This window comes from Coleofasciculus sp. H7-2 (assembly GCF_042747725.1).
GTDB lineage: Bacteria > Cyanobacteriota > Cyanobacteriia > Cyanobacteriales > FACHB-T130 > FACHB-T130.
The window spans coordinates 24,757-50,538 of record NZ_JBHZGO010000024.1 but is presented as its reverse complement, the minus strand read 5'-3'; the positions used below and the strand labels follow the sequence as shown (position 1 = coordinate 50,538).

At 46.3% G+C, this 25,782-nt stretch carries 31 protein-coding genes and 1 pseudogene; 18 read left to right on the top strand and 14 right to left on the bottom strand.

What is annotated here, in order from left to right; genetic code table 11:
• Nucleotides 1-85: 85 nt before the first annotated feature.
• Nucleotides 86-373 carry a hypothetical protein gene (locus tag ACFW2W_RS05140; protein WP_378174222.1) on the top strand — a complete coding sequence of 96 codons (288 nt, stop codon included), beginning with the start codon at nt 86-88 and terminating at the stop codon, nt 371-373.
• A gap of 16 nt (nt 374-389) precedes the next feature.
• Here ACFW2W_RS05140 and ACFW2W_RS05135 read toward each other — a convergent pair whose 3' ends face one another.
• Nucleotides 390-527, bottom strand: coding sequence for a hypothetical protein (locus ACFW2W_RS05135; RefSeq protein WP_378174220.1), 138 nt, complete (start codon nt 525-527; stop codon nt 390-392).
• Between the two features lie 114 nt (nt 528-641).
• Nucleotides 642-797: a DUF2281 domain-containing protein gene (locus ACFW2W_RS05130; RefSeq protein ID WP_378174217.1), complete on the bottom strand. Its 156-nt coding sequence runs from the start codon at nt 795-797 to the stop codon at nt 642-644.
• Nucleotides 798-1,127: 330 nt separating this feature from the next.
• Between ACFW2W_RS05130 and ACFW2W_RS05125 the strand changes: the two genes are divergently transcribed.
• The 5 genes and pseudogenes from ACFW2W_RS05125 to ACFW2W_RS05105 all read left to right on the top strand — a co-directional run bounded on the left by ACFW2W_RS05125 (nt 1,128) and on the right by ACFW2W_RS05105 (nt 2,749).
• A complete protein-coding gene (locus tag ACFW2W_RS05125) occupies nt 1,128-1,328 on the top strand; it encodes a type II toxin-antitoxin system VapB family antitoxin (RefSeq protein WP_378174214.1) in 201 nt (66 codons plus the stop codon).
• A pseudogene (locus ACFW2W_RS05120) lies at nt 1,325-1,724 on the top strand (PIN domain-containing protein). Before ACFW2W_RS05125 ends, ACFW2W_RS05120 begins: the two are co-directional and overlap by 4 nt.
• Nucleotides 1,711-2,025 carry a hypothetical protein gene (locus ACFW2W_RS05115; protein ID WP_378174212.1) on the top strand — a complete coding sequence of 105 codons (315 nt, stop codon included), beginning with the start codon at nt 1,711-1,713 and terminating at the stop codon, nt 2,023-2,025. The pseudogene ACFW2W_RS05120 and the gene ACFW2W_RS05115 overlap by 14 nt, the downstream one beginning before the upstream one ends.
• Nucleotides 2,026-2,057: 32 nt before the next feature.
• A complete protein-coding gene (locus ACFW2W_RS05110; protein WP_378174209.1) occupies nt 2,058-2,330 on the top strand; it encodes a hypothetical protein in 273 nt (90 codons plus the stop codon).
• Nucleotides 2,330-2,749 carry a type II toxin-antitoxin system VapC family toxin gene (locus ACFW2W_RS05105; protein ID WP_378174206.1) on the top strand — a complete coding sequence of 140 codons (420 nt, stop codon included), beginning with the start codon at nt 2,330-2,332 and terminating at the stop codon, nt 2,747-2,749. The genes ACFW2W_RS05110 and ACFW2W_RS05105 overlap by 1 nt, the downstream gene beginning before the upstream one ends.
• A 52-nt stretch (nt 2,750-2,801) precedes the next feature.
• Here the strand turns inward: ACFW2W_RS05105 and ACFW2W_RS05100 are convergent, their stop codons facing one another.
• The 4 genes from ACFW2W_RS05100 to ACFW2W_RS05085 are packed head-to-tail and all read right to left on the bottom strand — an operon-like array spanning nt 2,802 to nt 4,014.
• Nucleotides 2,802-2,990, bottom strand: a complete 189-nt coding sequence (locus ACFW2W_RS05100) for a hypothetical protein (protein WP_378174204.1) — start codon at nt 2,988-2,990, stop codon at nt 2,802-2,804.
• Nucleotides 2,987-3,118, bottom strand: a complete 132-nt coding sequence (locus ACFW2W_RS05095; protein WP_378174203.1) for a hypothetical protein — start codon at nt 3,116-3,118, stop codon at nt 2,987-2,989. The genes ACFW2W_RS05100 and ACFW2W_RS05095 overlap by 4 nt, the downstream gene beginning before the upstream one ends.
• A gap of 29 nt (nt 3,119-3,147) precedes the next feature.
• A complete protein-coding gene (locus ACFW2W_RS05090) occupies nt 3,148-3,645 on the bottom strand; it encodes a type II toxin-antitoxin system VapC family toxin (protein WP_378174624.1) in 498 nt (165 codons plus the stop codon).
• 12 nt (nt 3,646-3,657) lie between these two features.
• A complete protein-coding gene (locus ACFW2W_RS05085) occupies nt 3,658-4,014 on the bottom strand; it encodes a hypothetical protein (protein WP_378174200.1) in 357 nt (118 codons plus the stop codon).
• A 23-nt stretch (nt 4,015-4,037) separates the two neighbouring features.
• Between ACFW2W_RS05085 and ACFW2W_RS05080 the strand changes: the two genes are divergently transcribed.
• Complete coding sequence (locus ACFW2W_RS05080) at nt 4,038-4,274, top strand: hypothetical protein (RefSeq protein WP_378174197.1); 237 nt, start codon at nt 4,038-4,040, stop codon at nt 4,272-4,274.
• A 119-nt stretch (nt 4,275-4,393) separates the two neighbouring features.
• Here ACFW2W_RS05080 and ACFW2W_RS05075 read toward each other — a convergent pair whose 3' ends face one another.
• The 3 genes from ACFW2W_RS05075 to ACFW2W_RS05065 form a co-directional block, all read right to left on the bottom strand.
• The gene (locus ACFW2W_RS05075; protein ID WP_378174195.1) at nt 4,394-4,648 is read right to left on the bottom strand and encodes a hypothetical protein; all 255 of its coding nucleotides are present in this window, start codon (nt 4,646-4,648) and stop codon (nt 4,394-4,396) included.
• Nucleotides 4,648-4,848: a hypothetical protein gene (locus ACFW2W_RS05070; protein ID WP_378174192.1), complete on the bottom strand. Its 201-nt coding sequence runs from the start codon at nt 4,846-4,848 to the stop codon at nt 4,648-4,650. The genes ACFW2W_RS05075 and ACFW2W_RS05070 overlap by 1 nt, the downstream gene beginning before the upstream one ends.
• Before the next feature lie 254 nt (nt 4,849-5,102).
• Nucleotides 5,103-5,348: a hypothetical protein gene (locus tag ACFW2W_RS05065; RefSeq protein WP_378174190.1), complete on the bottom strand. Its 246-nt coding sequence runs from the start codon at nt 5,346-5,348 to the stop codon at nt 5,103-5,105.
• A 305-nt stretch (nt 5,349-5,653) separates the two neighbouring features.
• Here ACFW2W_RS05065 and ACFW2W_RS05060 point away from each other — a divergent pair, with 305 nt between their 5' ends.
• The 4 genes from ACFW2W_RS05060 (at nt 5,654) to ACFW2W_RS05045 (ending at nt 8,305) form a co-directional block, all read left to right on the top strand.
• The gene (locus tag ACFW2W_RS05060; protein WP_378174187.1) at nt 5,654-7,018 is read left to right on the top strand and encodes an NB-ARC domain-containing protein; all 1,365 of its coding nucleotides are present in this window, start codon (nt 5,654-5,656) and stop codon (nt 7,016-7,018) included.
• Between the two features lie 101 nt (nt 7,019-7,119).
• The gene (locus ACFW2W_RS05055; protein WP_378174184.1) at nt 7,120-7,716 is read left to right on the top strand and encodes a Uma2 family endonuclease; all 597 of its coding nucleotides are present in this window, start codon (nt 7,120-7,122) and stop codon (nt 7,714-7,716) included.
• Nucleotides 7,717-7,913: 197 nt separating this feature from the next.
• Complete coding sequence (locus ACFW2W_RS05050; protein WP_378174181.1) at nt 7,914-8,060, top strand: hypothetical protein; 147 nt, start codon at nt 7,914-7,916, stop codon at nt 8,058-8,060.
• A 17-nt stretch (nt 8,061-8,077) separates the two neighbouring features.
• Complete coding sequence (locus tag ACFW2W_RS05045; protein WP_378174178.1) at nt 8,078-8,305, top strand: type II toxin-antitoxin system MqsA family antitoxin; 228 nt, start codon at nt 8,078-8,080, stop codon at nt 8,303-8,305.
• Between the two features lie 80 nt (nt 8,306-8,385).
• Here the strand turns inward: ACFW2W_RS05045 and ACFW2W_RS05040 are convergent, their stop codons facing one another.
• The 3 genes from ACFW2W_RS05040 to ACFW2W_RS05030 form a co-directional block, all read right to left on the bottom strand.
• The gene (locus tag ACFW2W_RS05040) at nt 8,386-10,635 is read right to left on the bottom strand and encodes a transglycosylase domain-containing protein (RefSeq protein ID WP_378174175.1); all 2,250 of its coding nucleotides are present in this window, start codon (nt 10,633-10,635) and stop codon (nt 8,386-8,388) included.
• 144 nt (nt 10,636-10,779) lie between these two features.
• Entirely contained in the window at nt 10,780-11,283 is a 504-nt protein-coding gene (lspA, locus tag ACFW2W_RS05035) for a signal peptidase II (protein ID WP_378174172.1), read from the bottom strand.
• Nucleotides 11,284-11,642: 359 nt separating this feature from the next.
• Nucleotides 11,643-12,227: a biotin transporter BioY gene (locus ACFW2W_RS05030; protein WP_378174169.1), complete on the bottom strand. Its 585-nt coding sequence runs from the start codon at nt 12,225-12,227 to the stop codon at nt 11,643-11,645.
• Here ACFW2W_RS05030 and ACFW2W_RS05025 point away from each other — a divergent pair.
• Nucleotides 12,214-12,540 (top strand): hypothetical protein, encoded by a 327-nt coding sequence (locus ACFW2W_RS05025; RefSeq protein ID WP_378174166.1) that lies wholly within the window; start codon nt 12,214-12,216, stop codon nt 12,538-12,540. The genes ACFW2W_RS05030 and ACFW2W_RS05025 overlap by 14 nt on opposite strands.
• On the opposite strand, the gene bioB is transcribed toward ACFW2W_RS05025, so the two are convergent.
• On the bottom strand, nt 12,530-13,615 hold the full coding sequence (bioB, locus tag ACFW2W_RS05020) for a biotin synthase BioB (RefSeq protein WP_378174163.1): 1,086 nt from the start codon (nt 13,613-13,615) through the stop codon (nt 12,530-12,532). The genes ACFW2W_RS05025 and bioB overlap by 11 nt on opposite strands.
• Before the next feature lie 293 nt (nt 13,616-13,908).
• On the opposite strand from bioB, the gene pstC reads away from it, so the two are divergent.
• The 5 genes from pstC to ACFW2W_RS04995 all read left to right on the top strand — a co-directional run bounded on the left by pstC (nt 13,909) and on the right by ACFW2W_RS04995 (nt 19,682).
• Complete coding sequence (pstC, locus tag ACFW2W_RS05015) at nt 13,909-14,829, top strand: phosphate ABC transporter permease subunit PstC (protein WP_378174621.1); 921 nt, start codon at nt 13,909-13,911, stop codon at nt 14,827-14,829.
• Nucleotides 14,830-14,965: 136 nt separating this feature from the next.
• The gene (pstA, locus tag ACFW2W_RS05010; RefSeq protein ID WP_378174618.1) at nt 14,966-15,868 is read left to right on the top strand and encodes a phosphate ABC transporter permease PstA; all 903 of its coding nucleotides are present in this window, start codon (nt 14,966-14,968) and stop codon (nt 15,866-15,868) included.
• A 230-nt stretch (nt 15,869-16,098) separates the two neighbouring features.
• Entirely contained in the window at nt 16,099-16,905 is an 807-nt protein-coding gene (gene pstB / locus ACFW2W_RS05005) for a phosphate ABC transporter ATP-binding protein PstB (RefSeq protein ID WP_378174161.1), read from the top strand.
• Between the two features lie 387 nt (nt 16,906-17,292).
• The gene (gene psb27 / locus ACFW2W_RS05000; RefSeq protein WP_378174157.1) at nt 17,293-17,694 is read left to right on the top strand and encodes a photosystem II protein Psb27; all 402 of its coding nucleotides are present in this window, start codon (nt 17,293-17,295) and stop codon (nt 17,692-17,694) included.
• Nucleotides 17,695-18,149: 455 nt separating this feature from the next.
• Nucleotides 18,150-19,682, top strand: a complete 1,533-nt coding sequence (locus ACFW2W_RS04995; RefSeq protein WP_378174154.1) for a family 10 glycosylhydrolase — start codon at nt 18,150-18,152, stop codon at nt 19,680-19,682.
• 10 nt (nt 19,683-19,692) lie between these two features.
• Here the strand turns inward: ACFW2W_RS04995 and ACFW2W_RS04990 are convergent, their stop codons facing one another.
• Entirely contained in the window at nt 19,693-21,144 is a 1,452-nt protein-coding gene (locus ACFW2W_RS04990) for an NB-ARC domain-containing protein (protein WP_378174151.1), read from the bottom strand.
• A gap of 1,058 nt (nt 21,145-22,202) precedes the next feature.
• Here ACFW2W_RS04990 and ACFW2W_RS04985 point away from each other — a divergent pair.
• Nucleotides 22,203-25,655, top strand: coding sequence for a lipoxygenase family protein (locus ACFW2W_RS04985; RefSeq protein ID WP_378174148.1), 3,453 nt, complete (start codon nt 22,203-22,205; stop codon nt 25,653-25,655).
• Nucleotides 25,656-25,782: the final 127 nt, after the last annotated feature.

Genomic DNA, 25,782 nt, shown 5'->3' with positions numbered 1-25,782 from the left:
GGGCAGATGTTAAATAGGGTGTTGTAGCTAGAAATAGGGTAAACAGAAAGGCGAGAAATTAGAGCGAGCGCCTATTAGTATTAAAGTGCAACCAGAGAGCGCGATCGCGCTTCTTACGGGTACAATTATCACAAAAACGTACACTGCTCAAAGTGCGACCGTGCCCAGAATCACTATTGAAGTACCTGAAAAACTATCGGAGCAACTGGCACAAATAGGCGATCGCTTTCCCCATTCCTCTGCACCTATATGGGGTGTCAGGATACTGGTAGAGGTAGACCAGGCGCGATTTATCCTGAATAACTTAATGGGAAGGCTACCATCAAAAGAAGTTTACCTAACTGTTTTTGCATCACCCAATTGCCACGATTGAGAGCAATCTACATGGCTTATGTCAAGCATGACCAAGTTGTGGCGAGAGCTTTTGCTAATCGCATAACTGCACCTCTGTAAGCATTATGCTGGGGCTTAGTGCGTTCGCGTAGCGTGCCGTAGGCAATCGACCAAACAAAGTAAGACTCTTGCATCGCAGAGAATCATAGCATTAGACCCTGCTGTTGATACTTGTTGAGCAGGAGATGCTGATATTCGCTGGCTGGTTCTGCGGTAGTTATGTCTAAGCTATCCACAGCCTCAAACCATTATGACCATGCTTCAACAAGCTTTGCGTCAGGCTGAGTGTCAGCAGTTTTGGCAAGATGTTTGTGGATAACAAAATCGATAAAATCACTCACTTCTTGCAACAGTGGTTCGGAAAGTTGCTGCAATTTGCCGATCGCGATGTCACGAATAGTCATGAGAATTGCCCGTTTCAGTCCTGTTTATTTTAACATAAAATAAATGTAGCAATGTCTAGCTGTTATGGGGTGCGATCGCTACCTGTGCAAGCATCTCTCATTCATGTAATTGTAGTAGGTGCGATCGCTCTTTATGCATGACTCAAGCGATCGCGTTTGAGTACAAGCATCGCATTCTTATGGTGAAAATGGATAAGATTATGAGTGAAAAAAGAGGTTGGGTTTCCTTGCGTTAAACTAACTTACAAGGAAGGGCGATCGCAGTATAAGGTTAGCGATCGCTTACCATAGAGCTAAGATTACACCTATTAGCGTTCAGGAGAAAAACACATGGTGACTCCCCTCCAAATAGACCAAATCCTGCTTCAAGAAGCCCTTGCTTTGAGTAGCCATCCAACAGCCACTGCATTGATCGAAGCCGCTTTACGCGAGTACATCCAACGTCGCAAACAACTGAAAGTATTGGAATTGTTCGGTACTATTGACTATGAGGAAGAGTATAACTACAAGCAACAGCGACAAACAATATGAATGTTATTGTTGATACTTCTGTTTGGTCGCTGGCATTGCGGCGCAACACACCAAATGATGAGATCGCAATCTGTTAATATACTGCGCGACTTGATTGCAGATGGATGAGTCGTTTTACTGGGAGTGATTCGTCAGGAAGTGCTTTCTGGCATTCGCTACGCGGAACAGTTCATCCGATTGCGAGACTATCTTCGTGCTTTTCCTGACATAGAGTTAACATCTGAAGACTATGAACTAGCGGCAGAGTTTTTCAACACTTGTCGCAGCAATGGCGTTCAGGGTTCAAATACTGATTTTCTGCTGTGTGCAGTTGCTCATCGTCGCGGCTACAGGATTCTTACCACTGATGAAGATTTTGAGAATTTCCAATTGTATATTCCAGTTGTCTTGCTATGAATCAGTAACGGTTCAGAGTTGGATTGGAGGCGATCGCTCTTTATGCTTGACTCAAGAGATCGCTCACCGTATCATCATCGCACTGCTGGGTATTTGCTTTGAGGTGCGATCGCTCTCGGAGTACAATCATTGCAGTGCTTGGTATTTGCTCCCAAGTAAAAAAATTCAAGGCGATCGCTGTTTCTTTTGCCTTGTGCGATCGCTCTTTCCCAAAGCCACACTAACGCCGATAAATGTTGGGTTTCGTCCCTCAACCCAACCTACGAGAGAGATGCGATCGCACTCTTCTGCTATGAGGTAAGGTACAATTGCTCAAACTTTCTGGAGTCTGACATGGAAACAATGAAGCTGCGATCGCATATTGGAGAAGATTGCATATTACAAATCCAGATGCCCTCCGATCTTAAAGATACTTTTGTTGAGGTAGTGGTAGTTGTACAGCCGCTATCATCTGAGGAAACTAAGCCAGAATATAACGCTTGGGGAAAGCTGACTACTAAAAAATCAATTACTGAAGCAATTGCCAAAATGCGACAACTGCGGCAAGAAGTTGCGTTGGATAAAACATCAATCTGCGAAATGATTGAAGAGGGGCGCAGGTTTTAATGCAGTTTGTATTGGATTGTTCTGTCGCAATCAATTGGTGCTTAGTGGATGAAAATGACGATTATGCCAATGCACTACTTGCAATGATGCCGGACTCTGAAGCATTTGTACCGCTCATTTGGTCGTTAGAAGTTGCTAATACTTTACTGGTTGCAGAACGACGCAACCGCATGACGACTGAGCAATCCGAACTAGCTATTGCTTTGTTACAGTCACTGTTAATTCACGTTGACGACACTACACATACTCATGCACTCTCGTCCACTTTAACATTGGGACGACAAGAAGGAATAGCTGCTTATGATGCAGCATATTTAGACTTAGCACTACGATTGGAATTGCCGATGGCAACACTTGATGCCCGTTTAGCGGAAGCGGCAACTCGATGTGGGGTGGGGTTGGTAGTTGTTGATGGGTAAATTCCTCCAGACGGATTGATAATAATGCAACTGAAAAGAGTAATTTAAAGAACTATTGATTGAAGGGGCGATCGCTGGAGTCAAGCATAAAGTGCGATCGCTCTCGGAGTACAATCATTGCAGTGTTTGCTATTTGCTCCCAAGTAAAAAAATTCAAGGCGATCGCTGTTTCTTTTGTGGGTGCGATCGCTCTTTCCCAAAGCCACACTAACGCCGATAAATGTTGGGTTTCGTCCCTCAACCCAACCTACGAGAGGTGCGATCGCTCTTTGTTTTGCCTTGTGCGATCGCTACCCGTGCAATCATTGCATTGTCATGGTGGAAATGGATAAGATTGTGAGTGGAAAAAGAGGTTGGGTTTCCTTGCATTAACCCAAACCTACAAGATGGGCGATTGCCTACGGCACGCTGCGCGAACGTGCTACGCATCGCCTACACAAATGTACTCCTACAACGTCCAATCTTCGATACGTGCTACGCACACGCTGCGCGAACGAAAATCCGGGAACTTGACCAAAGTCTCGTTGGTTGCGGGTGACAATAATAGCACCAATGGACAACGCAATCGCTGCAATACGCATATCTTTTTGCAAGCGATTTTTCCGCAGGGGCGGGTTATCTTTTAATAGTTTTTTGAGACAAGTATCAGCTTCTGGTGTAAAGTTTAGTACCTCAATAGTTTGAAGATATTTTACAGTTGTCCAAAGTTTTGAATAGAGTGCAGGTAGGTTATGCACCTGGGACGGATCGTTAATTCTGACAACCCAGCCATTGAAGAGTTCTTGAACTGTGATAATCGTGATGGCAAACTGATGCTTTGCCGCATTAGCGATAACTTGGGGATGATTGTAGAGAATCAGTGAAACGCAATCGGTATCCAAAATATATTGACACACCAAAAGACACCTCTACAGGTAATAGGAAGGATCGACTTCCGATTCATCATCTGAGGTTCGTTCGGCGCGAATTGACGAGCTAATTGCTGCAAAATCGGCATCGTCTTTAAAGACACCTGCAAATTTTTTCCAGGTTGCTTCTGAAGTCTGAATCGGCACGTTCCATGAAATCGCTTCCATATTTTTTAGCCGTTCTAAAAAGATAGCTTGAATTTGTGCGATCGCCTCTTCTCTTGTTTCTGCTTTCACTCGACAGTCAGGAAACTCTCTGACAGATGCCGCAACTTGCCCGGATGTGAGTGCTTCTAGCAGGAGTGTGACTTTGAGGTTGGTGAATGGATCGGACTGCGACAAGTCTAGGTTCATCATGTTAATTTTTGAAAGACTAATTTATGAGTTTTACCTTTATTGTAACGCAGATAGCGATCGCACTTTTTTTGGTAGTGCGATCGCTCTCCGTCCAATCATCACATTGTTTGGTAATTGTAAGAGGGGCGATCGCCCTTTTTTTCGGTAGTGCGATCGCTATCCGTCCAATCATCACATTGTTTGGTAATTGTAAGAGGTGCGATCGCGTTTCTTTTGATGGGGCGATCGCTATCCGTCCAATCATCGCATTGTCATGGTGAAAATGGATAAGATTGTGAGTGGAAAAAGAGGTTGGTTTTCTTTGTTTCAACTTAATTTATCAGGAAGGGCGATCGCACTTGTAAAAGTGCGATCGCCTGCGGCAAGTTTCGCTACTGTACTATATGTCAATGAGTTTGTCGTACTCTGAGTGTGTCCCAATCCAAAACCATGAAATACCGTCTTTAACCTCCACACCCAAAGCTCTATAATTTTGTCCTGTTCGCACTGACCAGTAATTACCAACTTTCTTGAAGTGTAACGATGGATGGGAAGGATCGGCTTTAAGTAAATCATAACACCGATCGGCTGTTCGCTGAACTTCTTCAGGTAGAGCGTTGTAACATTCCCAGAATCGACGAGTTGTGTAATTCATCAGATGCTTCGACAGTGCCCCGCCTCAAATTCAGCGATCGCCTCTTTTGCTAGCGCTTCCAGCTTTCCATCAGCAATGTCTTTCTCTAATTGTTCATCCCAGCGTTGATAGTCTAGATCGGCAAACCACTCGATCAGTTTTCTATACTCATCTGGGGGTAGCTGAAGAATAGCAGACTCGATTTGCTCAAGTGTTAGCATTGGGGTTGCATCATCTTAACTCTGAGCAAATTATAGCTTGCTAAAAGAGCGATCGCTATTCGTGCCTAATGGCGATCGCTCTCCGTCCAATCATCACATTGTTTGGTAATTGTAAGAGGGGCGATCGCTCTTTATTTTAGTGGAGCGATCGCTCTCCGTCCAATCATAGTATTGGTATGATGAAAATGAATGATATTGTGAGTGGAAAAAGAGGTTTACTTGACGAAGTAAAACCAAACTTTCTAGGAATCACACTATAGCATTCCTTGCCCTCTGAGAACTGCCAAAGCAGTCGCAACGACTTCATTTTGTCCAAAACGACTGCTATGACGAGAATCAGAAGAGTGATAATCAACGATATTACCTTGACTATCGAAACTTACAATAAAGTGGGGATAGTCATCATTAGAGGGGTATTTGCCAGCCTCGCGGATCATAAGCTGTCCTTTCTTTGTAACTTTTGCCTCCAGACCATTACCCGCAGATGCCCATCCGCTCATAATTTTGTCCTCCATTTAGAAATTCAAGTGTCAAAGGAATCTAACTATTAATTAGACCAAAGTTGCGGTTTAACACGCAATTACAGAGTATAAAACGGCAAGCGTTCAATCCCTAACTTTACGCTTTAATACCTCTCCAATCATTCCCTATAAATCCAAGCTTTGTCTAGTCAAAGAATGTTCAATTTTGTTGGCACTTTTGTCTGCTGCTCAAACTCGCTTTATGTGAAAAATGTTGGTAAATGCCAGAAAATGTTGGAAAACGTTAGGTAGAATACGGAAAATCACAACATCTGCGATACTGCATGAATCTTAAGGAAGTGTTAAAAATGGCTGACGATCTGGTGTTTGCCAAAACGGGTCAGCACCTTGATGACTTGCAAGAGGCGATTCTGCGGGGAACCATGCAAGGTGAGAAATACACCCAAATTGCCGAGGAGATTCACTGTAACGAGAGTTATGTTAGAGATGTTGGCTCAAAGTTATGGCGGAAACTTTCAGAAGAGTTAGGGGAAGATGTCAGTAAATCGAATTTTAGAGCAGCAATGGAGAGGTTGCAAATATCTAATGTTTTAAACTTTGCACAAGACGTTGTAGTGAGCGGTAGTTTTAACCTGTGTGGAGAAAGTATAAACTCGCCAGATATACCAAACTCACATAATGAGAAAACATCTAACACAAAACAAACTCAAACTCTGTATCAAGATTTAAGCGAGATGCCAGAGTTGGGTGCTTTCTATGAGCGCACTCCCGAACTCGACATCCTCACTACATGGATTTTACAACAACGCTGCCGCCTAATAGCACTCACAGGCATCAGCGGTATCGGCAAAACAACATTAGCAGTGCAACTCGTTCAACAAATAAAAAATGAGTTTGAGTATGTAATTTGGTGCAGTCTAGAGGCATCACCCACCCTAGCTGAATTTCAAGATAAACTGATACAGCTTTTTTCCCAGTCTGAAAATCAAGATTCACCTGCAACTAACCAGAAATCATTACCGCTGATTAAGTATTTGCAAAAGCATCGCTGTTTAGTCGTCTTAGATGACATTCACAACCTTTTCAGTAGCGGTGAATTGGCAGGAAAGTATAAACCAGAATACGAAGACTATCGCTCTTTGTTCAAACAGATAGAAAAATTATCCCATCAAAGTTGCTTTTTGTTAATCGGTTGGGAACAACCGAGAGAAGTGACTCAAGTTAAAAGCCAAAATAATCCTATTCGTACCTTACAACTTACAGGTTTAGATATTGCATCTGGACGGGAAATCCTGAGAGATTACGGGTTAGAAGAAATTGATAATTTGGAGGCATTCATTCACCGCTACCAAGGCAACCCTTTATGGTTAAAAAGCGTGGCGGCTCTGATTCAAGAGTTGGGAGGAGGTGCGACTGGTTTATTACCAAATGATACGATATTATTGCCAGAAGATTTGAAAGATATTCTACAGCAACAGTTTAGCCGCTTATCCGAAATAGAAAAACAAGTTATGTCCTTGTTGGCTAAAGAAAGCTCAGCAGTCAATCTGGCAAAATTGCTAGGAAATGGCACAATTCCAGCGTCAGATTTACTAAACGCGCTGCACTCTTTATCTCGGCGCTGCTTGATAGAACAACAAGGAAGCTTTTACACTATACCACCTGTACTGAGGCAGTATATCAAATAATTATCCAGAAATATTAAACTATAAAATTAACTTTGATCGGTAGCCCCTGCCTATCTTTATACTAGATAATAGCTACTCATTTTTAGTAAAGCATTACGCCCATGATATTACAAGCTTCAGAAGCAATAACAACTGTTAAAGAACAGCGATTTACTTTACCAGGTTATTATACTTGGGAGCAATTTGAGGCGATAGAATCATTAACCGCAGATGCGCCTGTGCGAATTACTTATTTAGATGGGTGTGTGGAGTTTATGACACTGGGGGAATACCACGAACAGATAAAGAGTGTTTTGGCTATATTTATAGAACTTTACTTGTTTGAGAAAGAAATGAAATTTATTCCGGTAGGGAGTGCAACTCGCAGGGACAAGAGCAAAGATGTGTCATTTGAGCCGGATGAATCTTACTATTTAGGGGAGAAAAAAGAACATCCAGATTTGGCAATTGAAGTCACTATTACCAGCGGCGGCATAGATAAACTAGAAAAGTACAAGCGGTTGAAAATTGCTGAAGTCTGGTTTTGGGAAAATAACCAGCTTGTGCTTTATCGACTGCGCGAACATAATTATGAGCAAATTTCCAGGAGTGAATTTTTGCCAGATTTAGATATTGCTTTGCTAGGGCGCTGCGTGCAAATGTCTGATATTTTGGCAGCGAGGACTGAGTTTATTAATGGGATGCGGCAAATTGGTTGATTGTATTTCAATTCCTGAAAATTGTTGAGTGTAACTGAAATAGCTATTGCGATTAGGAGATTTGAAAGATATTTTACAGCAGCAGTGCGATCGCAGGGACACAGATAGAATTCTGAAAAGATCCTACACCAGTAGAGAGCGACCGTACCAAGAATTCCCTCGAAGTACCCGAAGCACTATCAGAGCAACTGGCACAAGTGGGCGATCGCCTTTTTCCCCACGAAGTTGACCACGCGATCGCCCAAAAGCACAGTGGCGAAACCGTTGACGGTGGGGAAGTCGAAATTATCGCCAAACTGAGTTTAGCTGGCAAGGTCGTTATTATTACTGTATATGTACCCTAATATTAGGAAAAAGCCAAATGTTGTGCGATATTTGTGGACAAGAGGGTGTACGAATCCGCAGAATTGCTAGGACTTATGGCAAAGGTAAAGACTTACTGGTGATAGAGAATATTCCAGTAGTTAGTTGCCCTCATTGCGGTGAAAGTTACCTGACAGCACAGACACTTCACGAAATCGAGCGGATTAAACTCCACCGTAAAAGCTTGGCTGTTGAACGTCCCGTAGAAGTAGCTAGCTTCGCGTAGCTCAAACAGTTCAATCATCTTAGCCCGCTGCCTAGCAAGCTTCGTTTGTATAGCCGCGATCGCTAATCGCCACAGCTTGTTTAACGCACCACTTGCCGCATATAGTTTGCCCAAAGCTGAGCCGCTTGCCCGCTACTCCCTCGTGTCGGCGTGTTGTTGTCATTTCCCAGCCAGATGCCGGTGACGAGATCCCGACTGGGAATATAGCCGATAAACCACAAGTCAACACCGCTATTCGTAGTGCCCGTTTTACCCGCCTCTCCGAAGCCAATCGCCGCCGCCCGTGCCGTCCCGCCTCGCACCGCGCCCCGAAGCAGATCCGTCATGGTATCTGCCACTCCCTGTGGCAGCACCCGCTTCGTTGCCCCTGCTTCCTCCTCGAAGGAGTAAATCACCCGGCAGGTTTGCGGATTATTGAAATCTTGGCAATCGCTGCTGTCTCGAATCCGCTGAATGGCGTGGGCGCGATTCCAGACGCCGCCATTTTCCAAGGCACCAAAAGCCCCCGTCATCTCCAAGACAGTGGTTTCGCTTTGCCCCAACACTAAGCCAGGAACTGGATTGAGGGGCGTTGTGATGCCCAGCCGCCGAGCCATATCTACCACTTTATTTAAACCGACATCCTGCGCCACCCGCAGCGCGATCGCATTCTCAGACTGAGCAAGCCCGGTGTACATATCCGTCCCGCTACCCCCAACTCTTTCGCACCCCCGAAAGCGTTGATTCTGCCACACTACAGGGGCGCAGGAATAAAACTTTCCCGGCGAAATCCCCTGTTCTAGTGCTGAGGCGTAGCTAAAGATTTTGAAAGTCGATCCGGGCTGTCGCTTGGCTTGAGTGGCGCGATTAAATTGACTTTTTTGATAATCTGTGCCACCGACCAAAGCGCGAATTGACCCGTTGCTGGAGTCGAGAGTCACAATCGCTCCCTCAGAGAACCCGTAAGTTCCCCCACTGGTATTGACTCCGTTGCGGAGGGCAGTTTCCGCCTTCTGCTGAGTCTCCAGATCCAGATTGGTTTCGACAAAAAAATTGCCTTCTTTTGCCAGTTGCTCTCCCAACAAGACTTGGAGTTCGTTGAAAACGTAGCTATAAAAATAGGGTGCCTTGATGCTAGCCAAAGCTTCTCTGGCTTTGGGGCTAACGTCAATACGCGATCGCCTCGATCGTTGAGCTTCTTCCGCACTGATAAACCCCAAATTTGCCATGCGGTTAATAATGCGATCGCGCAGTCCAATCGCCGTTTTATAATCCCGAATCGGATTAAAATTATTCGGTGCTGGCAAAATCGCCACCAGCGTCGCCGCTTCGGAAATATTTAAATCTCTGGCAGATTTGTCGAAATAAAACTGAGCCGCATCCTCAAACCCGTTAGCACCAACACCCAGGTAGATGCGGTTCAGATAATTCCGCATCAGCTCGTTCTTACTGTAGAACGTCTCCAGCTTCAGAGCGACGATCGCCTCCCGGATTTTCCGCCCCGCACTATCTTCTGTCCCCACATACTCCCGAAACAAACTCCGCGCCAACTGTTGCGTAATTGTACTACCGCCTTGACGAATTCCGCCTCCCTTGACATTCACCACCACCGCCCGCAGCGTGCCAAAAGGATCGACCCCAAAGTGCCAGTAATAGCGGCTGTCTTCCGATGCAATCACCGCTTGAGGCAGATACTTAGAAAAATCTGATAATTGCCTCAGTTCCCGGTGCGCCACCGTTCTGGGACGCTGTAACGGCGTCCCATCATCAGAATTAATCACTACTGGCCCTTGTACGCCAGCGGGCAAAGGTCGAATCGGGATATTGCGCCACTCAAAAAGAATCCACAATGCCAATAAACTGGTCAGTCCACCCACCCCATAGAGGGCGTAACGAGTCGCCAGCACGTACCAAGGAGGCGGATTGTGGTACTGAAGCCGAACCGCATCCGCTAATTCTGGCGGTCCCAGGGTGAGGATATCCCCGTGACGTAGCGTGAAGCTATTCAGCCGCCGTCTCCCTCGGTAGATGCCATTGGTGGAGCCTTCATCCTTGATCACAAAGGAATGCCCGCGCCGTCCTTCTCGGTTTAATGAAAGATGAATCTGACTGACAACAGGGTTCCGCACCACAATCTCGCAAGATTTAGAACTGCGTCCGAGTAGGTATCTTTCTCCCAATAGTGGATAAACCTCTGCCTTAGCAGCACCGGCATCCTGCACCCAAAGTTCCGGCACCTTGGCATTGGGCTTCAGCGCCAGCGCATTAAAATTTACCTTGGCTTGAATGGTTTGTACTGCCTGAGTTAGCTGACCCAGGATGGTTTTAGGCGGTTGTTGGGGTGAGGTCATGTCAGAGGCAAAAGGCTTAATGCAACAAGCAAGAGGTTTGTATTCAACATTCTAATCGCAAGCCTAGGGAGACGTTGCGGGGGAGTGGGAGAGTGGGAGAACAATTCAACTTTCCTTTCCTCTTCAAGTCATCCCCTCATCTCTTCATCGCGGTCTGCCAGATGAGGTGGATGGATTCCAAAACCAGGCAATCAACAAACACACCATGCCCACATTGATAAACATATCTGCCAGATTAAATACTGCAAAGTGAATCAGCCGAAAATCCAAGAAATCAACGACGCAACCGTTGAAAAATTTGTCATTGATGACGCAACTGTTGAAAAATCGGTCAATTCCATTGCCCACTGCTCCACCTAAGATAAAGCCACAGCCCAATTGTTCCCAACGATCCAAATGGGGGTTTACTAAAGCGAATCCGATCAAGAATAGACTCACCCCTAAAGATAGCCAGGGCAACCAAACTCCTCCCTGAAACCAGCTAAAAGCTGCCCCAGGGTTCAATTCATAGGTAAAGTGGAATACATTAGACCACAGCGCCCAGGTTTCTTTATAGACAAAATTCTGCACCACCCAATATTTAGTTACCCGATCCAGAATCAGACTAACGAAAGCGGCGAGCCAAAAAAAGTGATTTTTGAAATTCATTGTAATTAGTCATTAGCAGGACTTACGCAACTTGCGCGACATCTGAAAGACGCAATCCCCCTGGGGATTGAACCCGAAAAAATGCTATATGTATAAGCTTTGCGTAAGTCCTGATTAGTTATTCGTGATGAGTGATTAGTCAATCGTTCTTTGGTACAGGACTTACGCAACTTGCGCGACATCTGAGGGCGAACCGACAGGTCGGCGCTTCGCTATCGCAGGGGGATTGAACCGACAAGAACGCTATAGGTATAAGCTTTGCGTAAGTCCTGTTTGGTAATCAGTATAGGTAGACTATCAATCCACTACCCCATGACCGCTTGACCAACGAGCGCTTGACTAATGACCGGACTAACGACTTAATAAAGCATTAGCTGGCGTAAGAAATAAGCCAAGACTGTCACTGCACAAACGATTGCCATCTGGGCTGGCAAAGGATAGACGGAGTATTTCAAAACCGCTTCCCATAAAGGCAGTAATACCGCTCCCAAGGTCAACAAATGGGTCACAATCAGATAAGTCAAACCAGTGATATGGATGACCAGCAAGCCACAGATACAGCTGAAGGACAAAGACTCCAATCGCTGCGGTGCCTTAAAAGCTACTAAGCCACAGATCCACGCACCCGGAATAAAGCCTAGTAAGTAGCCAAAGCTGGGTTCTGTGAGATAGTCAAGACCTCCGCCTTGGGAAAAGACTGGAAACCAAGGAGTTAGACCCAACGCCAGGTAAGCAATTTGAGAGAGTGCGCCAGCATTTTTACCGCCCATACAGCCAACTAGCAGCACGGCACCAATTTGATAGGTCACGCCCAGCGAGTGAGTTTGAATCCCTTGCCCAGACCAATTCCAAGGAAGGTTGGGAACATACGCTTCCAGAAACGTACCGCCAATCGTCAGGAGTAAGCCAATCAAGGCCCACAGTAGTTCAGTGGGAGCAAACACAAGGGTAAAAGTCAGGGAAGTAAAGGAGCGGGGGAGCAGGGGCGCAGGGGCGTCGGAGAGCAGCAGGGGGCGTCGGAGCGCAGGGGAGAAAGATTACTCAGTCCTCAGTCCACCCTTCGGGAAGGCGAAGCGCCTACAGTCCTCAGTCCACCCTTCGGGAAGGCGAAGCGCCTACAGTCCTCAGCACTCAGTCCACCCTTCGGGAAGGCGAAGCGCCTACAGTCCTCAGTCCTCAGTCCTCAGTCCTCAGTCCTCAGTCCTCAGTCCTCAGTCCTCAGTCCTCAGTCCTCAGCCCTCAGCACTCATACCTTAGCAGCGTATTCGCCGGGAATGGGTGCTTCGCCGCCCGTAAGCCCTAGGGATTCGAGCATAGCATGGTCTTGCTCTGGCGGTTGTCCGATGGTGGTGAGGTAGTGTCCAATCAGCATGGCATTCATTCCTGCTTGGAAGCCCATTGCTTGGAGTTCTCCCATCACGGCTTCCCGTCCGCCAGCGTAGCGCAGAATTTGTTCGGGCAGGATGAGGCGGAAAATGGCGATCGCTTTGAGGGCTTCATAAGGATCGATTTTCGGGCGATCGCTTAGGGGTGTCCCTTCCCTAGGATTTAATAAATTCAGCGGTACGGATTCGACTTCTAATTCCCGCAGCGCCAACGCCAGATCCACTCGGTCTTCCCAGCTTTCGCCCAATCCCATAATTCCACCAGTGCAGGCTTGAATTCCCGCTGCTTTGAGATTTTGGATGGTTTGAACGCGATCGCGCCAAGTATGAGTTGTCACGATTTGCTCGAAGAAGTTCTCCGATGCCTCTAAATTATGGTTGTACCGCGTTACCCCAGCCTCAGCCAGCGCCTGGGCTTGTTCCGGCGTTACTTCTCCCAAAGCACAGCAAGGTTTAATCTGGGTTTCGGCAATAATTTGGCGTACCGTTTCCAGAATTTGGGCAAATTCCGTCGATTTGGGGCTGTTGTACTTAATGCCGCGTCCTTGAGAAACTAAACAAAACCGCTTTGCCCCGGCTGCTTCAGCTGCTTTGGCTTGGGCAAGAATCTCCTGGGTGGATTTCAAGCCATAAATTGGCGAGTCTTGACCGGGGTGGTGAGCAGACTGGGAACAGAAGCCGCAGTTTTCCGAGCAATTACCAGATTTTACATTGACAATGCTGCATAAATCGACTATGTTTCCGCAACAAGCTTGACGGACTTTGTCAGCTGCTTCGCATAGCAGCAAAATATTTTCTTCACCTTCAATTTGGGACAGAGCGATCGCTTCGGCTCTCCCAATCCGCTCACCAGCAATAATCCGAGAGGTCAGGTTTTGCAGCCATTGCCGCAGTGACTCCTGAGACTTGCTGTTAACATCCACGTTTGACACCGATGCTTGAACCACGTTCGACCCTTTTGATCGTATTTATTGAAACGATGGCATTTTATCACTTGGTTTGCAGACAACTAAAGCCATACCTTAACCTGACCTTTACTCTATCCTTTACGATTAAACGGTAGGCTAATAGCAAAAGTGCCCCCGCTAAACTGGAATGTCCAGCAATTGAAAAAATTGCATTCCGAGTAAAAAAGACGGTACGAGTCTAGGTTGCATCAACAAATACAAGTGTTTATTGCTTTTACTAACCAGTGTCTGAGGAAAATAATCCCGTGAGTTCCGTGACCTCCGGTTCGCAGATGATGAAACCCCGCTCCGATTGGGATCGGACGATGGATCGGGGCTTTATTTGGCTAACTCGAATTTTTGCCTTTGCAGTTGCTGCAATCCTGATTTGGATAACGGTACAAGTTGCAATTAAAGCTTGGCCTGCGATTACAGAATTTGGTTTTGGCTTTATTACCTCCACCGATTGGGACCCGGTTCGCAATCATTACGGAGCGCTGCCTCAACTATACGGCACGATAGCTAGCTCAGCGATCGCCCTATTGCTTGCCGTGCCAGTGGGGATTGGCGTAGCCCTTTTTCTAAGTGAAGATTATTTGCCGCCACGAATTCAGGTGGTAATTGTTTTCCTAGTAGAACTACTGGCAGCGATTCCCAGTGTGGTCTATGGTTTGTGGGGAATTTTTGTTCTAATTCCCCTGTTAAGAGGCGTGGGAACTTGGCTCAACGCTTCCTTTGGTTGGCTGCCCATTTTTAGCACGCCGCTACGCGGCCCTGGCTTGCTCCCCGCAGCGCTTGTCCTCGCCATTATGGTACTACCGACAATCGCAGTCCTTTCCCGTGACGCCCTCATCTCTTTGCCTCCAGACTTGCGGCAGGCGTCATTTGGGCTAGGAGCGACTCGTTGGGAGACAATTCTCAAAGTGCTACTACCGTCCGCTTTCTCTGGAATTGTGGGCGCAGTAATGCTGGCACTGGGTCGAGCTTTGGGAGAAACAATGGCTGTAACGATGTTAATTGGGAATTCTAACAACATCAGTCCTTCTATCTTGGCCCCGTCTAACACGATTGCTTCCCTACTCGCCAACCAATTTGCAGAAGCAAGTGGTCTGCAAGTGGCAGCTTTAATGTATGCCGCATTACTTCTGTTTGCTTTAACGCTTTTAGTCAATATCCTAGCTCAGATACTTATTGAGCGGGTACAGCGAATTTAAGTTGTTCGTTGTTCTGAGAAACTGACAGCTGACGCAGCACGGGCGGGTTTATTCAGTATAGGAAATCTACTGGCAGATATCTGGTAAAAGCCGCCCCTCCACATCTGACCACTGACCACTGACCACAAATATGATGATGTCTAAACCCCAGGATCGACCAGTTTCCGGATTTCCCAGTCGTAGTTTGAAGCGAAATCCCACCTCCCCCCGAACGCTGTTTGGGACACTGATGTCGGCGCTGACGTTTCTTTGTGCTGTCCTTGCCATCCTGCCTTTGGTAGCGGTGCTTTCCTACGTGGTCATCCAGGGTGTAAGCCAGCTTAACTTGAGTGCGTTCACGGAACTGCCGCCACCGCCCTTGGTACCCGGAGGAGGGTTTGGCAACGCCATTCTGGGAACCCTAATTATGGTCGGGATTGCTGCCCTGATTAGCATTCCATTTGGCATCATGGCAGCCATTTATTTGTCTGAATTTAGTAGTATGGGTAAGTTTTCTTACTGGATTCGCTTTGCCACCAACGTCCTTAGTGGAGTTCCTTCAATCATTGTGGGTGTCTTCGCTTATGCCGCCGTCGTTCTCACATTGGGAACTTATTCCGCATGGGCGGGAGGGTTTGCTTTATCCATCTTGATGTTGCCAATCGTAATTCGGGCAACCGAAGAAGCTCTGAGATTGGTTCCGCAAGAAATCCGACAAGCTGCGGTAGGACTGGGAGCAACTAACTTTCAAACGGTGTCTCGCGTGATTTTGCCAGCAGCACTCCCAGCAATTGTGACGGGAACGACTCTGGCAATTGCTCGTGCTGCTGGTGAAACGGCACCCCTGTTATTTACTGCCCTCTTTGCCCAGTATTGGCCTAATTGGAATAATCAATTAAAAGAACCAACGGCTTCCCTAGCGGTTTTAGTTTACAACTTCGCTACGTCTCCATTTAAAAATCAGCAGGCATTCGCTTGGGCGGCTTCTTTCATCCTAGTTTTACTGGTTCTGATAACCAGCATGGTCTCTCGTCTGGCAACGGCTCGTCGAGTTTATTGATGAACGATTGTTCAAATATGTGTTGCTATGATACGGAAACTTAAACAAACTAATGCAACAATGAATACATACCAAGGTTTAATACTATGCTAGGCGCTGTTTTTAACATTAAGGACGCAGCCGTAATCCTCTTTACTTCCTAAGCAATACAATCCTTCGCCCAATCATCTGCCCAAAAGCCCACACGGTTTTTGTTAGCCCGTTAAACCCAAAACCCGATCTGACTTTTTATGTTGTCGAATCCTCAAACCAAAAATCAAACTGAGACTGTTTTACAGACGGAAAATCTAAAGGTATACTACGGAAATTTTTTAGCACTTCGGGACATTTCGATAGATATTCCCAAAAACCGGGTTACGGCTTTTATTGGACCTTCGGGTTGTGGAAAAAGTACGTTGTTGCGGTGCTACAACCGCCTCAATGATTTAATTAAAAGTTTTCGGGCAGAAGGCAAAGTAACTTACCACGGTCAAGACCTTTACGCTTCAGAAATCGATCCTGTAGAGGTGCGGCGACGGATTGGGATGGTGTTCCAAAGACCAAACCCATTTCCCAAATCGATTTATGACAATATCACCTTTGGTGCCCGGATTAATGGATATCGGGGCGATTTGGATGAATTGGTAGAGCGGAGTTTGCGGCAAGCGGCTCTGTGGGATGAAGTGAAAGATAAACTTCGAGCAAGTGGTTTATCTTTGTCTGGTGGACAACAGCAGCGGTTGTGTATTGCCAGAGCGATCGCCGTTCAGCCAGACGTGATCCTGATGGATGAACCCTGCTCCGCTCTCGACCCCATTTCAACGCTGCGAGTTGAAGAATTGCTCCACCAACTCAAGGAGCAATACACCATTGTGATCGTGACGCACAATATGCAGCAGGCATCACGAGTATCCGATATGACAGCCTTTTTCAATGTCGAACCGACAGAAAAAGGAGGTCGCATTGGTTATTTAGTCGAGTACGACCGCACCGAAGTTATCTTCCAAAGTCCTCAGCAGCAAGCAACACAGGAATATGTAAGCGGTCGCTTCGGTTAATTAGTTCAGAAAAACGATTGAATTGATGAAATGATGTAAGGGCAGGTCTTCTGTCCTTACCCATGCCGGGATAACCATTATTAAATACCCCTACCAGATTGTTTGATTCAGCTCGCGCCGAAAAGAGTAGGCACTTTCATCTTTTTCCGCCTCTGCTAAAGGGATGAAAATAGTGAAATAGATGGGTTCAAATAAATGTCACTGGGGTGATTCATGGTTTATTCCTATGAACCATGAGCAATAAACCATGAACCATCAAGAGTCTACGTTTATTTACACCAACCTGCTTATCTCTAAAATTAAAAATCTAAAATTCCCAAGGTTCCAATTCGGGATAGGATAAACTCTGATTTTGAATTTTCCATCTCGTTTGGTAAAAAAATACTTATGAAGCGTTATTGGTCACGTCTCCTAGCCCTGGTTTTGGTGGTTACGATGGGATTGATGGGCTGTTCCTCCAGCAGCTCGCTAGGACTGAGTGGAGATTACCGCCAAGATACCTTGGCTTTATTGCAAGGCTTGAGAACAGCGATTGAATTACCAGAAGGTTCGGCAGATAAAGCCGCAGCTCAGTCACAAGCGCGTCAGATCATTAATGACTTTGCCTCTCGCTACCGGAGGAATACCTCTGTGGTTAAACTGAGTTCTTACACGACGATGCGAACTGCGTTGAATTCGTTAGCGGGGCATTACAGCTCTTATCCGAATCGTCCGCTGCCGGAAAAACTGAAGAATCGCTTAGAGCAAGAGTTTCAGCAGGTGGAAACAGCTCTGAGACGAGAGGCTTGAAGAATTAGCTGGCGAGTTGTTAGCTGTTAGCTGTTCATTGACTGGCTAATAGCTAATCGCTTTAATAGCCTCCAGACTCGGTTGGGGATGATGGCAGATGGAGTGAATTTACCGTGACCAGTTAAGCGATCGCATCCGGCGCAACACGCAGCAAGGACGGCGTTAGCGATCGCAGATTACACCATTTTGTTTTAAATTTCAGAAGCTCAAATCTGGAAATCCTGTTTGGGCATGGGAGTGACCATCCCAAATGGCAAAAGACGTGGCAGTTGGTATCGTCGGTCTTATGGGTGCATATTTCTACTAAAAAGCAGAGATTTTCCCGGAAAAGCTGGTAAATCTCTATATAGAGTCAATTGACAATTGCTGATATGATGCTCAACCAGTGAAATAGGTTCGGATGACACCTTATGTCCAATCATTTCGTCTGATCGGTAGACATATCTAAGAGTTCTATGAGATTGGTGTGTAGGAGGAAGTTCGTGGGTCAGGCATCGTTAAGATTGCCGCAAACTTGGCAGCGTGTCTATCGCGGTTTAGTTGCAGCAGTTCTGACCAGTAGTAGTCTTATCAATCCTTACTTGGGTTCGCAACCTGCCCTAGCTCAAACAAAGGCATATTGCCAGCTTTCAGCAGATGCGATCGCCCAAAAAGAAAGCTTACGTGCTTCAGCCGTAAAAGGAAACGCGGATTCCCAAGGTCGCTACAAAACACTCTTGAAAAAACACGCAGAGAGTTTGCAGCAGTGTCGTCAGCAAACTTGGCCGCGCGTACAGGCAATCTGGCTGCGCCTGTATCCTTGCGACATCCGTCCTGGGGCACTGGATCAATTAATGGATCGCTTGGTTAACCGAGGCTACAACCAGGTCTATGTCGAAGTTTTTTCTGACGGTCAGGTGCTACTGCCTAAGGCAGAAAACTCCACACCCTGGCCATCTGTCGTCAGAACTCCAGGCGCTGAGAAAGTGGACTTGCTAGCACAAGCGATTAACAAAGGGCGCGAACGGGGGCTGCAAGTCTATGCCTGGATGTTTGCCATGAACTTCGGCTACTCCTACTCCCAGCGACCCGATCGACAGCAGGTGCTAGCCCGCGATGGCAAGGGACAAACCAGTTTGTCGGTCACGGAGGACGGTTCCCAAGCATTCATCGATCCTTACAACCCCCAAGCAAAACGAGATTATTACCAGCTGGTTCAAGAGGTGGTTCGTCGCCGCCCCGATGGAGTGCTTTTTGACTACATTCGGTATCCCCGCCAGTCAGGAAGCGCTTCCGTGGTAACGAAAGTCCAAGATTTATGGATTTATGGGGATGGTTCTCGGCAGGCTTTGTATGACCGCGCCCTCAACAATAAAGGACGAGAGCTGATCGAGCGATATATTACCAAGGGATTCATTAGCGCTGGCGATGTTGCAGGCGTGGATAAACTTTACCCAGATGAGCGATCGCCTCTCTGGCAGGGACGCAATCCCGCTGCCAACGAAATGAAAGCAACCGCCTCACAGCGTCAAGCCCTGCTGCAATGGGAGTTGTGGCAACTGAGTGTTGCCCATGCGGCTCAAGGCGTCGTAGACTTTGTGGCGTTAGCCAGCCTTCCTGCCCAGCGACAAAGAATCCGCACGGGGGCAGTGTTTTTCCCTGAGGGGAATCAATCCATCGGTCAAGGGGGGTATGATTCGAGAGTGCAACCGTGGGATCGGTTTCCTACTTATATGGAGTGGCATCCGATGTCCTACGGAACCTGCGGCAATACTAGCTGTATTGTCTCGCAAGTTGAGCGGGTCTTAAGTCTTGCACCACCTGGCACTCAGGTTTCACCCGTACTGGCGGGGGCTTGGGGTAAGTCGTTCAATTCTCGTCCGTCCTTAGAACAACAGATGCAAGCGATCCGCGCTGGGGCACCGCAAGTCAATTCAGTCAGCCATTTTGCCTTTTCCTGGCAAGAACCGGAAGTAGACCGCGATCGCAAGTTCTGTGGTGCCAAGTAGCAATGCGCTTTTAGCTGCTAGCCACCAATCTGGGATACTCGTCACTAGACACGACTCTCAGCGGGACTTGGGTAATTTTTTCTTCCCTTAATTGGTCGCTTACAAATTCCATAACGACAGGCTGCAAAAAGAAAAGTGCAGCCTTTTTTTCGATTAGCGATCGCTCTGACAGAGATTCCAGCGCCTCAAGCAGTTTTTGCGGTGATATCGAGGGCGGTATCTTCTCTCGCAGTTCTGAAAATGAAGCAGGTTGACGATTTATCGCCAGCCACTTAATAATTTCCTTTTCTACATCTGACAAGCGTTTAAATTGCTGCTCTAACAGATTGCGAATATCGCCGAAAACTGCTATGTTTTGCTTTAAAAATTCATAAATATTACCATCAAATAACTTTTGAATTGTGGAAGAAATGCTTTTCAATGCTAATGGGTTGCCTGCGTAGCGCTCAATCAGCCTGCTCCAGTCAGTTGGCGAACCCCAGAAACAACCCTTAGCTTTAAAGATTTCCTTTCCTTCTTCTACCTGCAAGCCTTTTAGTTGTAGCGATCGCGCAGGTAATCTTTCTCCTTCCAGTAGCCCAATTCCTTTGGGCTTTTCTCGACTTGTCAGCAGCAAGCAGCTTTGATGCTGTGATTCTGCCACTTGTCTGAAAAGTTGACCGTAACCTTCACAGCCTTCATGATAGCGCCCAACACCATAATCGCACCCTTTGAGAATCATTTCTAAACTGTCTAATACCAACAAACAGCGACAAGTTCGTAAATAATAAATCAGTCGCGCAATTCCACCTTCTAAAGTTTCTGGTATGTCAGTTTCCTGTCCGTTCGACAAAAATAAGATCAGCTGGGCTAGCATATCTTTGACTGGTGGGGCATTGCGTAGACTTCCCCAAATTACGAACTCGAATTTATCTTGAATTTGATGAGCTAATTTTACCGACAAACAGGTTTTGCCTATCCCGCCCATCCCTAAAAGCGTCACCAGTCGGCAGCCATCTATCAGCATCCAGTGCTTTAGCGTTGCCAGTTCTTCTTCTCGTCCGAAGAAAACAGAAACATCAGGTGCTTCACCCCAATCAATTTGATTGTGAATTTTAGATTGTGCGATATGTTTCGCGTCCGCTATACTAAGGTGCGCCAACGCTTGAGGAGCTTGAATTGGCTGCTGAGTGCTAATTGCTTCATCGGGGAAAGGCAGCTGATAATCACCTGACTTCAGCTCTAAGTCAAATGCTGTGAAACAACGATTCAGGGTTCGTTTATCAACCCCATCTTGACGAATAAATACCTTTGTCAAGGTATCTGGATCTAACCCAGTGCGATCACTTAAAGCTTCCAGGGTGTAATGCTTGTCCGAGTTTTTGCAACTTTCCGCCTCAGACTTTGCTGCCAGAAGTTTCTCAAATCCTTGATTGGTTAAAATTACGCCGCGCTTGCGTTTCTGCTTCACTGAATTTTTCATGCTCCTTTCTTATGGCTATATATATTTATGGGACAAGGAAAACGAAGTGCTTGTGCTATTCCAACAAGATGCCAACTCTATTTACTCGAATTAGACATACATGGGACTGACACAACTGTTCGCGCTTATCTTTAGCCAGAGCTAAACGATAGATATGGCTATAAGAGCAACATTTGATTTTGCTTTGAACATAAATATAATAACAAACCCCCTAATGTGTAACTTTTAAATTTGTAGGAATATGTGGCTCAAATATGATTGTAGTGAGCTTTTTTCCATCTTTTACCCAACATAAAGTAGGAAAAGTAGGAAAAGTAGGGTTTGGTTTTTATATCCGGACTGACATAATTGTTAAGGGAAACACAAAGTCTTAATAAAAAGAAATGCCAAGCCAGTATAATAAACCTCTATTCCGCCTATTGTTAGTAGAGTCTGAGGGATTGGTTAGGAGCAGCTTTGATTAAATATAAAAAAGTTAACAAAAATTTATTGACAAATTAACCATTAATTAATTCGTTTCAAGTGGTTACAAGCTAAGCAATGTCATTTAAGGATTTTTTAAACTTAAGGATTTTTTAAAGTTTAACTGGCGATAAATTTTGCTAATTGCTCAATTTTGAAAAAGCTGAAATGCTTACTATTCCTAGCTTTTACAAGTCGATTGCCAAAAAATCTTAAGTTCGGTACTTAAGTTCCTAAACTTCGGTTGCACAGACGGCTTTGAAGGTGCAAACTTAACTTACCTTAAATGTAAGTCACATCTAGCTTAAGGATGAAATTTTTGTTGCTGGATAAGGTTTGCAGAAGTTGATTGGATGGATATTGTTTGAGTTCCGTCACAAGGGACGAAAAACATAAATCAACTGTTTCAAGTTCTAAGTACAGACCGTAGTCAAGAACATTTAAAGTCACCTACTTGATGCGATCGCATGAGCGTCTAAGAACTGTGAAGTCTACCAAACTACGGATAAGCAAAGGTAGTCTTGCTACCTCAAGAAGGCTGAAATCACTTTTATTGCTATAAGCAGCCCAACGCTTTTACCTATGGAGATATGACAATGACCTCATCAACCAACTTAAATTCTACAGACGATTTAGAGTTCGGCAAACGTGTCTCGCGAACAAACGTCCAAAAGATACCCATATCTGTAAACCAGTTTTGGTCTGGGTTCGACGACTACCTCTCGTTGCAGAAAGTTCTCGGCGCACACGAGAATACCAAACTGGAAACTGATAATGGGAAACCGCAAAACGGCGTAGGAGCTATCATCCGATTCGATTTCATGGGTGGGATCACTCGCGAACGGCTGATCCTCAAGGACGATCAAAACCATGTGTGGAAGATCGACATCCCAGAGCCGAATGTGCTGTTCACGTTCTACGAAGCTACCGCACGAGTCTATGACACTGAGACTGGTCCAGAAGCGTCGCTGACTTTCGACGTGGTGATGCGGAGCGAAAAACAAGAAGAACGCGCCAAATCACTCGAAATCATGGAGCATTTCCTGCCAACGCGCATTCCTGAAGTCGTCAATTTTGTCCTAAAAAGAGACGGCATTAAATGTTCGTTCGAGTTTGATGTCCACTGTCCCGTAGATAAGTTGTGGGCTGTGGTTGGCAATTGGCAGGATGTCTCGTGGGTGCAATACGCCACTGGCGTGAACATGGGACCGGGTAATAAGAGAGAGATAGTCTTCCCGAAAGGTGTTGTGGAGGAGACCCTCGTATCTCGCTCGGACGAAGAGCGAACCTTAGTCTACGAGATGACAAAAAGTGCTTCGATGCCTGTCAATCTATACAGGGGTACGGTCAAGCTGTCTGCGGTAAATGCCGAAGTCACTAAGGTGAACTATGACAATATCTTCATCCCTCAAAAGGGGGTAGATGGTCAGCAGCTCAAAGCCAACATCGAGAAGATGTTCAACCAGCGATTTGAGTGGATCAAATCGGAATTTGATACTAGAAACAAGGAAAACACTAAGAAAATGACTAGCAGCGCAAATGTAACAGGTACAGTCGGCGCACCCATCGACAAAGTGTGGGCTGTCTTCAGATCCTTTGGTCCAGAGATTATGAAATGGTGGCCCATTTATGAGTGGGTTAAATTGGATGCCCCTGGCAAAGATGAGGTCGGGGCTGTGCGCTCCTTTAAGACGCATACAGGGCGCGAGTATAAAGAGCGTCTAGAGATGCGCGACGACCAGAAGCACATCTTGAAATACTCCTTTGTGGAAGTCAAACCCAGTCTCCCCATCACGAGTGCCCTCACCACTATCGAGATGTCAGCCAAGAGTCCGACCGAGACGGTGGTTCATTGGTTTGCTGAAAGTGAAGTTAGCCCGGTTTTTGCCGGACAAATCACGGGCGGTCAGGAGAAGACTTACTCGGAAGCCATCAAATCTCTGGATAAGCACTTTAATCCCAGTATTGGCAAGCTGGAAGTTGAACTGATTAGCGGCAAAGATTTGCACAAAACAGGATTGTTTAATCCCGATCCTTATGTCGTGATCGATCTTGACGAGGCGAAGCCACAAGAATCGAAGTCTTGTTTGCGTACTTGCAACCCCATCTGGAATGAAAAGTTCACTCTTGATGTAGTAAGCAACAAAGGCAAGCTGCGTTTCAGCGTTTGGGATGCCAACATTGGTAAAGATGAGTTTATGGGTACTGCCGAGCTTGATTTGCACGAGCTAAAATCCGGTGAAGTATCGCGCAAAACTCTCAAGCTACAGCGTACCGATCAAGGAGAGATTGTTGTTTCCTTGCGGCTGTTGCTGGAATCTGGGGACGAACTGTCCGACACCAAAGAAATGGAACAGCAAGAGGCGATCGCTTTCCTCACTGGTGTGATGGAAGAGATGAAGCAGCAAGTGTTGCAAATCGTGCAGCAGTATGCTGGTGGCGAGGATCAAAAGTATGAATATCAACCGTATCCTCGTCGGAATGATAGACCTGACGTGCCAATGGAAGACCTTCCACGCATGGTGAAAGGTCTACCGCCTGGTGAAGTACTACCTCCGCAGAAGCTGGGATTAATTTCGCAGCGTGCCCACGAATACCTCTACTCGCAGGTAGGATTTCCACTAAGGGCACAGAAGCTCCAGCAGGAGGGCGGCGACCCCTGGACAGCCTTCTACGCTGGCTGGCTCAAGCAGCCATACGACATTCCCAAAACTTGGAAAAATGATGTCGAATTCTGCCGCCAGCTAATCCAAGGGGTTAACCCGATGACCATTACACTCTGCACTAAGGACACGGTTATCCCCAAAGACTTGGCGAACCTCACGGCGCAAGGGAAAACTATTCCAGAGCTAATCGCCCAAAAACGGCTGTTCATCCTCGATTACAAATATATGGAGGATCTCCCCCCGCGCCCCGGTAAAGTTTTCTATGCACCATATATGTTGGTATATCGGGAACTACTGGAGAATGGCAAGTCCCGGCTTAATATTCTCGGTATCCAACTAACGCGCCACAAAGACCGCAAAAACGAAATTTACACTCCTAACTCGCCTAATCCCAACAAGTATTTGCTGGCGAAGCTTCATGTGTCTTGCGCTGACAACCAGTACCACCAGTTTATCTCTCACTTAGGCTACGCGCACCTGGCGGCAGAACCTTATGCCATCAGCCATCACAACGCTTTCCCCAAAGATCACCCCATCGGTCAACTGCTGAAGCCGCACTTCCAAGACACCATCGGTATTAACTATCTTGCTCGTCAGACCCTGGTTTCTTACGTTGCTCCCTTTACCGATACCACCTTCGCTATTGGCACGGGGGGCGGGTTGCAGATATTCCTGAAGGCATGGAAAGATTGGGACTTTTTTGGGATGAGCTTCCCGCAAGAACTCTTATCACGCGGCTTTGACGAGCAGGGTTCGGACGGCGTTGAAGACTTCTACTATCGGGAAGATGGCTTCAAGATTTGGAATGCATATACCGAGTACGTTAGCAATACCGTAAATGCTGTGTATAAGGACGATGCCGCCGTGGCAGCCGATCCAGTCATCCAAGCTTGGGCGCAGGAAACTTCCGATCCAAAACGTGGAGATATTCCTGGTTTTCCATCTGCCATTGAGACGCGGGAGTTGTTGATAAAAACCCTGACCAATATTATTTTCCTAGTCAGTGCCCAACACTCGGCAGTGAACTTCCCACAGCAGGAATACTTAGCCTATATTCCCAACCGACCCAATGCTCTGTATAAGGAAGTACCTGAAACTGAAGGCGACATCACAATGGAATACGTGATGAGTTCATTGCAGAGCTTTGTCAGCTCTCACTTTGAAATCTCTTTCGCCTATATGCTCACCACGCCGTCTTTGAATCCCCTGTTCCAACTACCGTTAAAAAACGAGCAGTTCTCCGATATCCACGCTATTTTTAAGGCGAAGCTCAATCTTATAGACGTGGAGATTGAGCAGCGGAACAAAAAGCTGCAAAAGGAAGGCAAGACTCCCTATCCCTACCTGTCACCCAAACGAATTGCTTCCAGCATCGATATCTAAGACTTAGGTAACTGGCACAAAAACTTAGTAGTAGGCACAAAAATGCCTACTACTAAGTTTTGCCATGAAGCGACGGCGAACCGCATCAGGGAGCTTAGGATGTAAATGGTAAAAAAGGTCGAGGCAC

Excerpts from the sequence above, each read along its gene's own strand:
- ACFW2W_RS04985 (WP_378174148.1), top strand. The coding sequence starts at position 22,203 with ATGACCTCATCAACCAACTTAAATTCTACAGACGATTTAGAGTTCGGC.
- ACFW2W_RS05110 (WP_378174209.1), top strand. The coding sequence starts at position 2,058 with ATGGAAACAATGAAGCTGCGATCGCATATTGGAGAAGATTGCATATTA.
- ACFW2W_RS05045 (WP_378174178.1), top strand. The coding sequence starts at position 8,078 with ATGTTGTGCGATATTTGTGGACAAGAGGGTGTACGAATCCGCAGAATT.
- ACFW2W_RS05085 (WP_378174200.1), bottom strand. The coding sequence starts at position 4,014 with ATGATGAACCTAGACTTGTCGCAGTCCGATCCATTCACCAACCTCAAA.
- ACFW2W_RS05065 (WP_378174190.1), bottom strand. The coding sequence starts at position 5,348 with ATGAGCGGATGGGCATCTGCGGGTAATGGTCTGGAGGCAAAAGTTACA.
- ACFW2W_RS05040 (WP_378174175.1), bottom strand. The coding sequence starts at position 10,635 with ATGACCTCACCCCAACAACCGCCTAAAACCATCCTGGGTCAGCTAACT.
- ACFW2W_RS05135 (WP_378174220.1), bottom strand. The coding sequence starts at position 527 with ATGCAAGAGTCTTACTTTGTTTGGTCGATTGCCTACGGCACGCTACGC.
- ACFW2W_RS05075 (WP_378174195.1), bottom strand. The coding sequence starts at position 4,648 with ATGAATTACACAACTCGTCGATTCTGGGAATGTTACAACGCTCTACCT.
- ACFW2W_RS05060 (WP_378174187.1), top strand. The coding sequence starts at position 5,654 with ATGAATCTTAAGGAAGTGTTAAAAATGGCTGACGATCTGGTGTTTGCC.
- ACFW2W_RS05130 (WP_378174217.1), bottom strand. The coding sequence starts at position 797 with ATGACTATTCGTGACATCGCGATCGGCAAATTGCAGCAACTTTCCGAA.
- ACFW2W_RS05125 (WP_378174214.1), top strand. The coding sequence starts at position 1,128 with ATGGTGACTCCCCTCCAAATAGACCAAATCCTGCTTCAAGAAGCCCTT.
- lspA (WP_378174172.1), bottom strand. The coding sequence starts at position 11,283 with ATGAATTTCAAAAATCACTTTTTTTGGCTCGCCGCTTTCGTTAGTCTG.
- ACFW2W_RS05105 (WP_378174206.1), top strand. The coding sequence starts at position 2,330 with ATGCAGTTTGTATTGGATTGTTCTGTCGCAATCAATTGGTGCTTAGTG.
- ACFW2W_RS05095 (WP_378174203.1), bottom strand. The coding sequence starts at position 3,118 with ATGCAAGGAAACCCAACCTCTTTTTCCACTCACAATCTTATCCATTTC.
- psb27 (WP_378174157.1), top strand. The coding sequence starts at position 17,293 with ATGAAGCGTTATTGGTCACGTCTCCTAGCCCTGGTTTTGGTGGTTACG.
- ACFW2W_RS05080 (WP_378174197.1), top strand. The coding sequence starts at position 4,038 with ATGAGTTTTACCTTTATTGTAACGCAGATAGCGATCGCACTTTTTTTG.
- pstC (WP_378174621.1), top strand. The coding sequence starts at position 13,909 with ATGATGAAACCCCGCTCCGATTGGGATCGGACGATGGATCGGGGCTTT.
- pstB (WP_378174161.1), top strand. The coding sequence starts at position 16,099 with ATGTTGTCGAATCCTCAAACCAAAAATCAAACTGAGACTGTTTTACAG.
- ACFW2W_RS05055 (WP_378174184.1), top strand. The coding sequence starts at position 7,120 with ATGATATTACAAGCTTCAGAAGCAATAACAACTGTTAAAGAACAGCGA.
- ACFW2W_RS05070 (WP_378174192.1), bottom strand. The coding sequence starts at position 4,848 with ATGCTAACACTTGAGCAAATCGAGTCTGCTATTCTTCAGCTACCCCCA.
- ACFW2W_RS04995 (WP_378174154.1), top strand. The coding sequence starts at position 18,150 with ATGAGATTGGTGTGTAGGAGGAAGTTCGTGGGTCAGGCATCGTTAAGA.
- ACFW2W_RS04990 (WP_378174151.1), bottom strand. The coding sequence starts at position 21,144 with ATGAAAAATTCAGTGAAGCAGAAACGCAAGCGCGGCGTAATTTTAACC.
- pstA (WP_378174618.1), top strand. The coding sequence starts at position 14,966 with ATGTCTAAACCCCAGGATCGACCAGTTTCCGGATTTCCCAGTCGTAGT.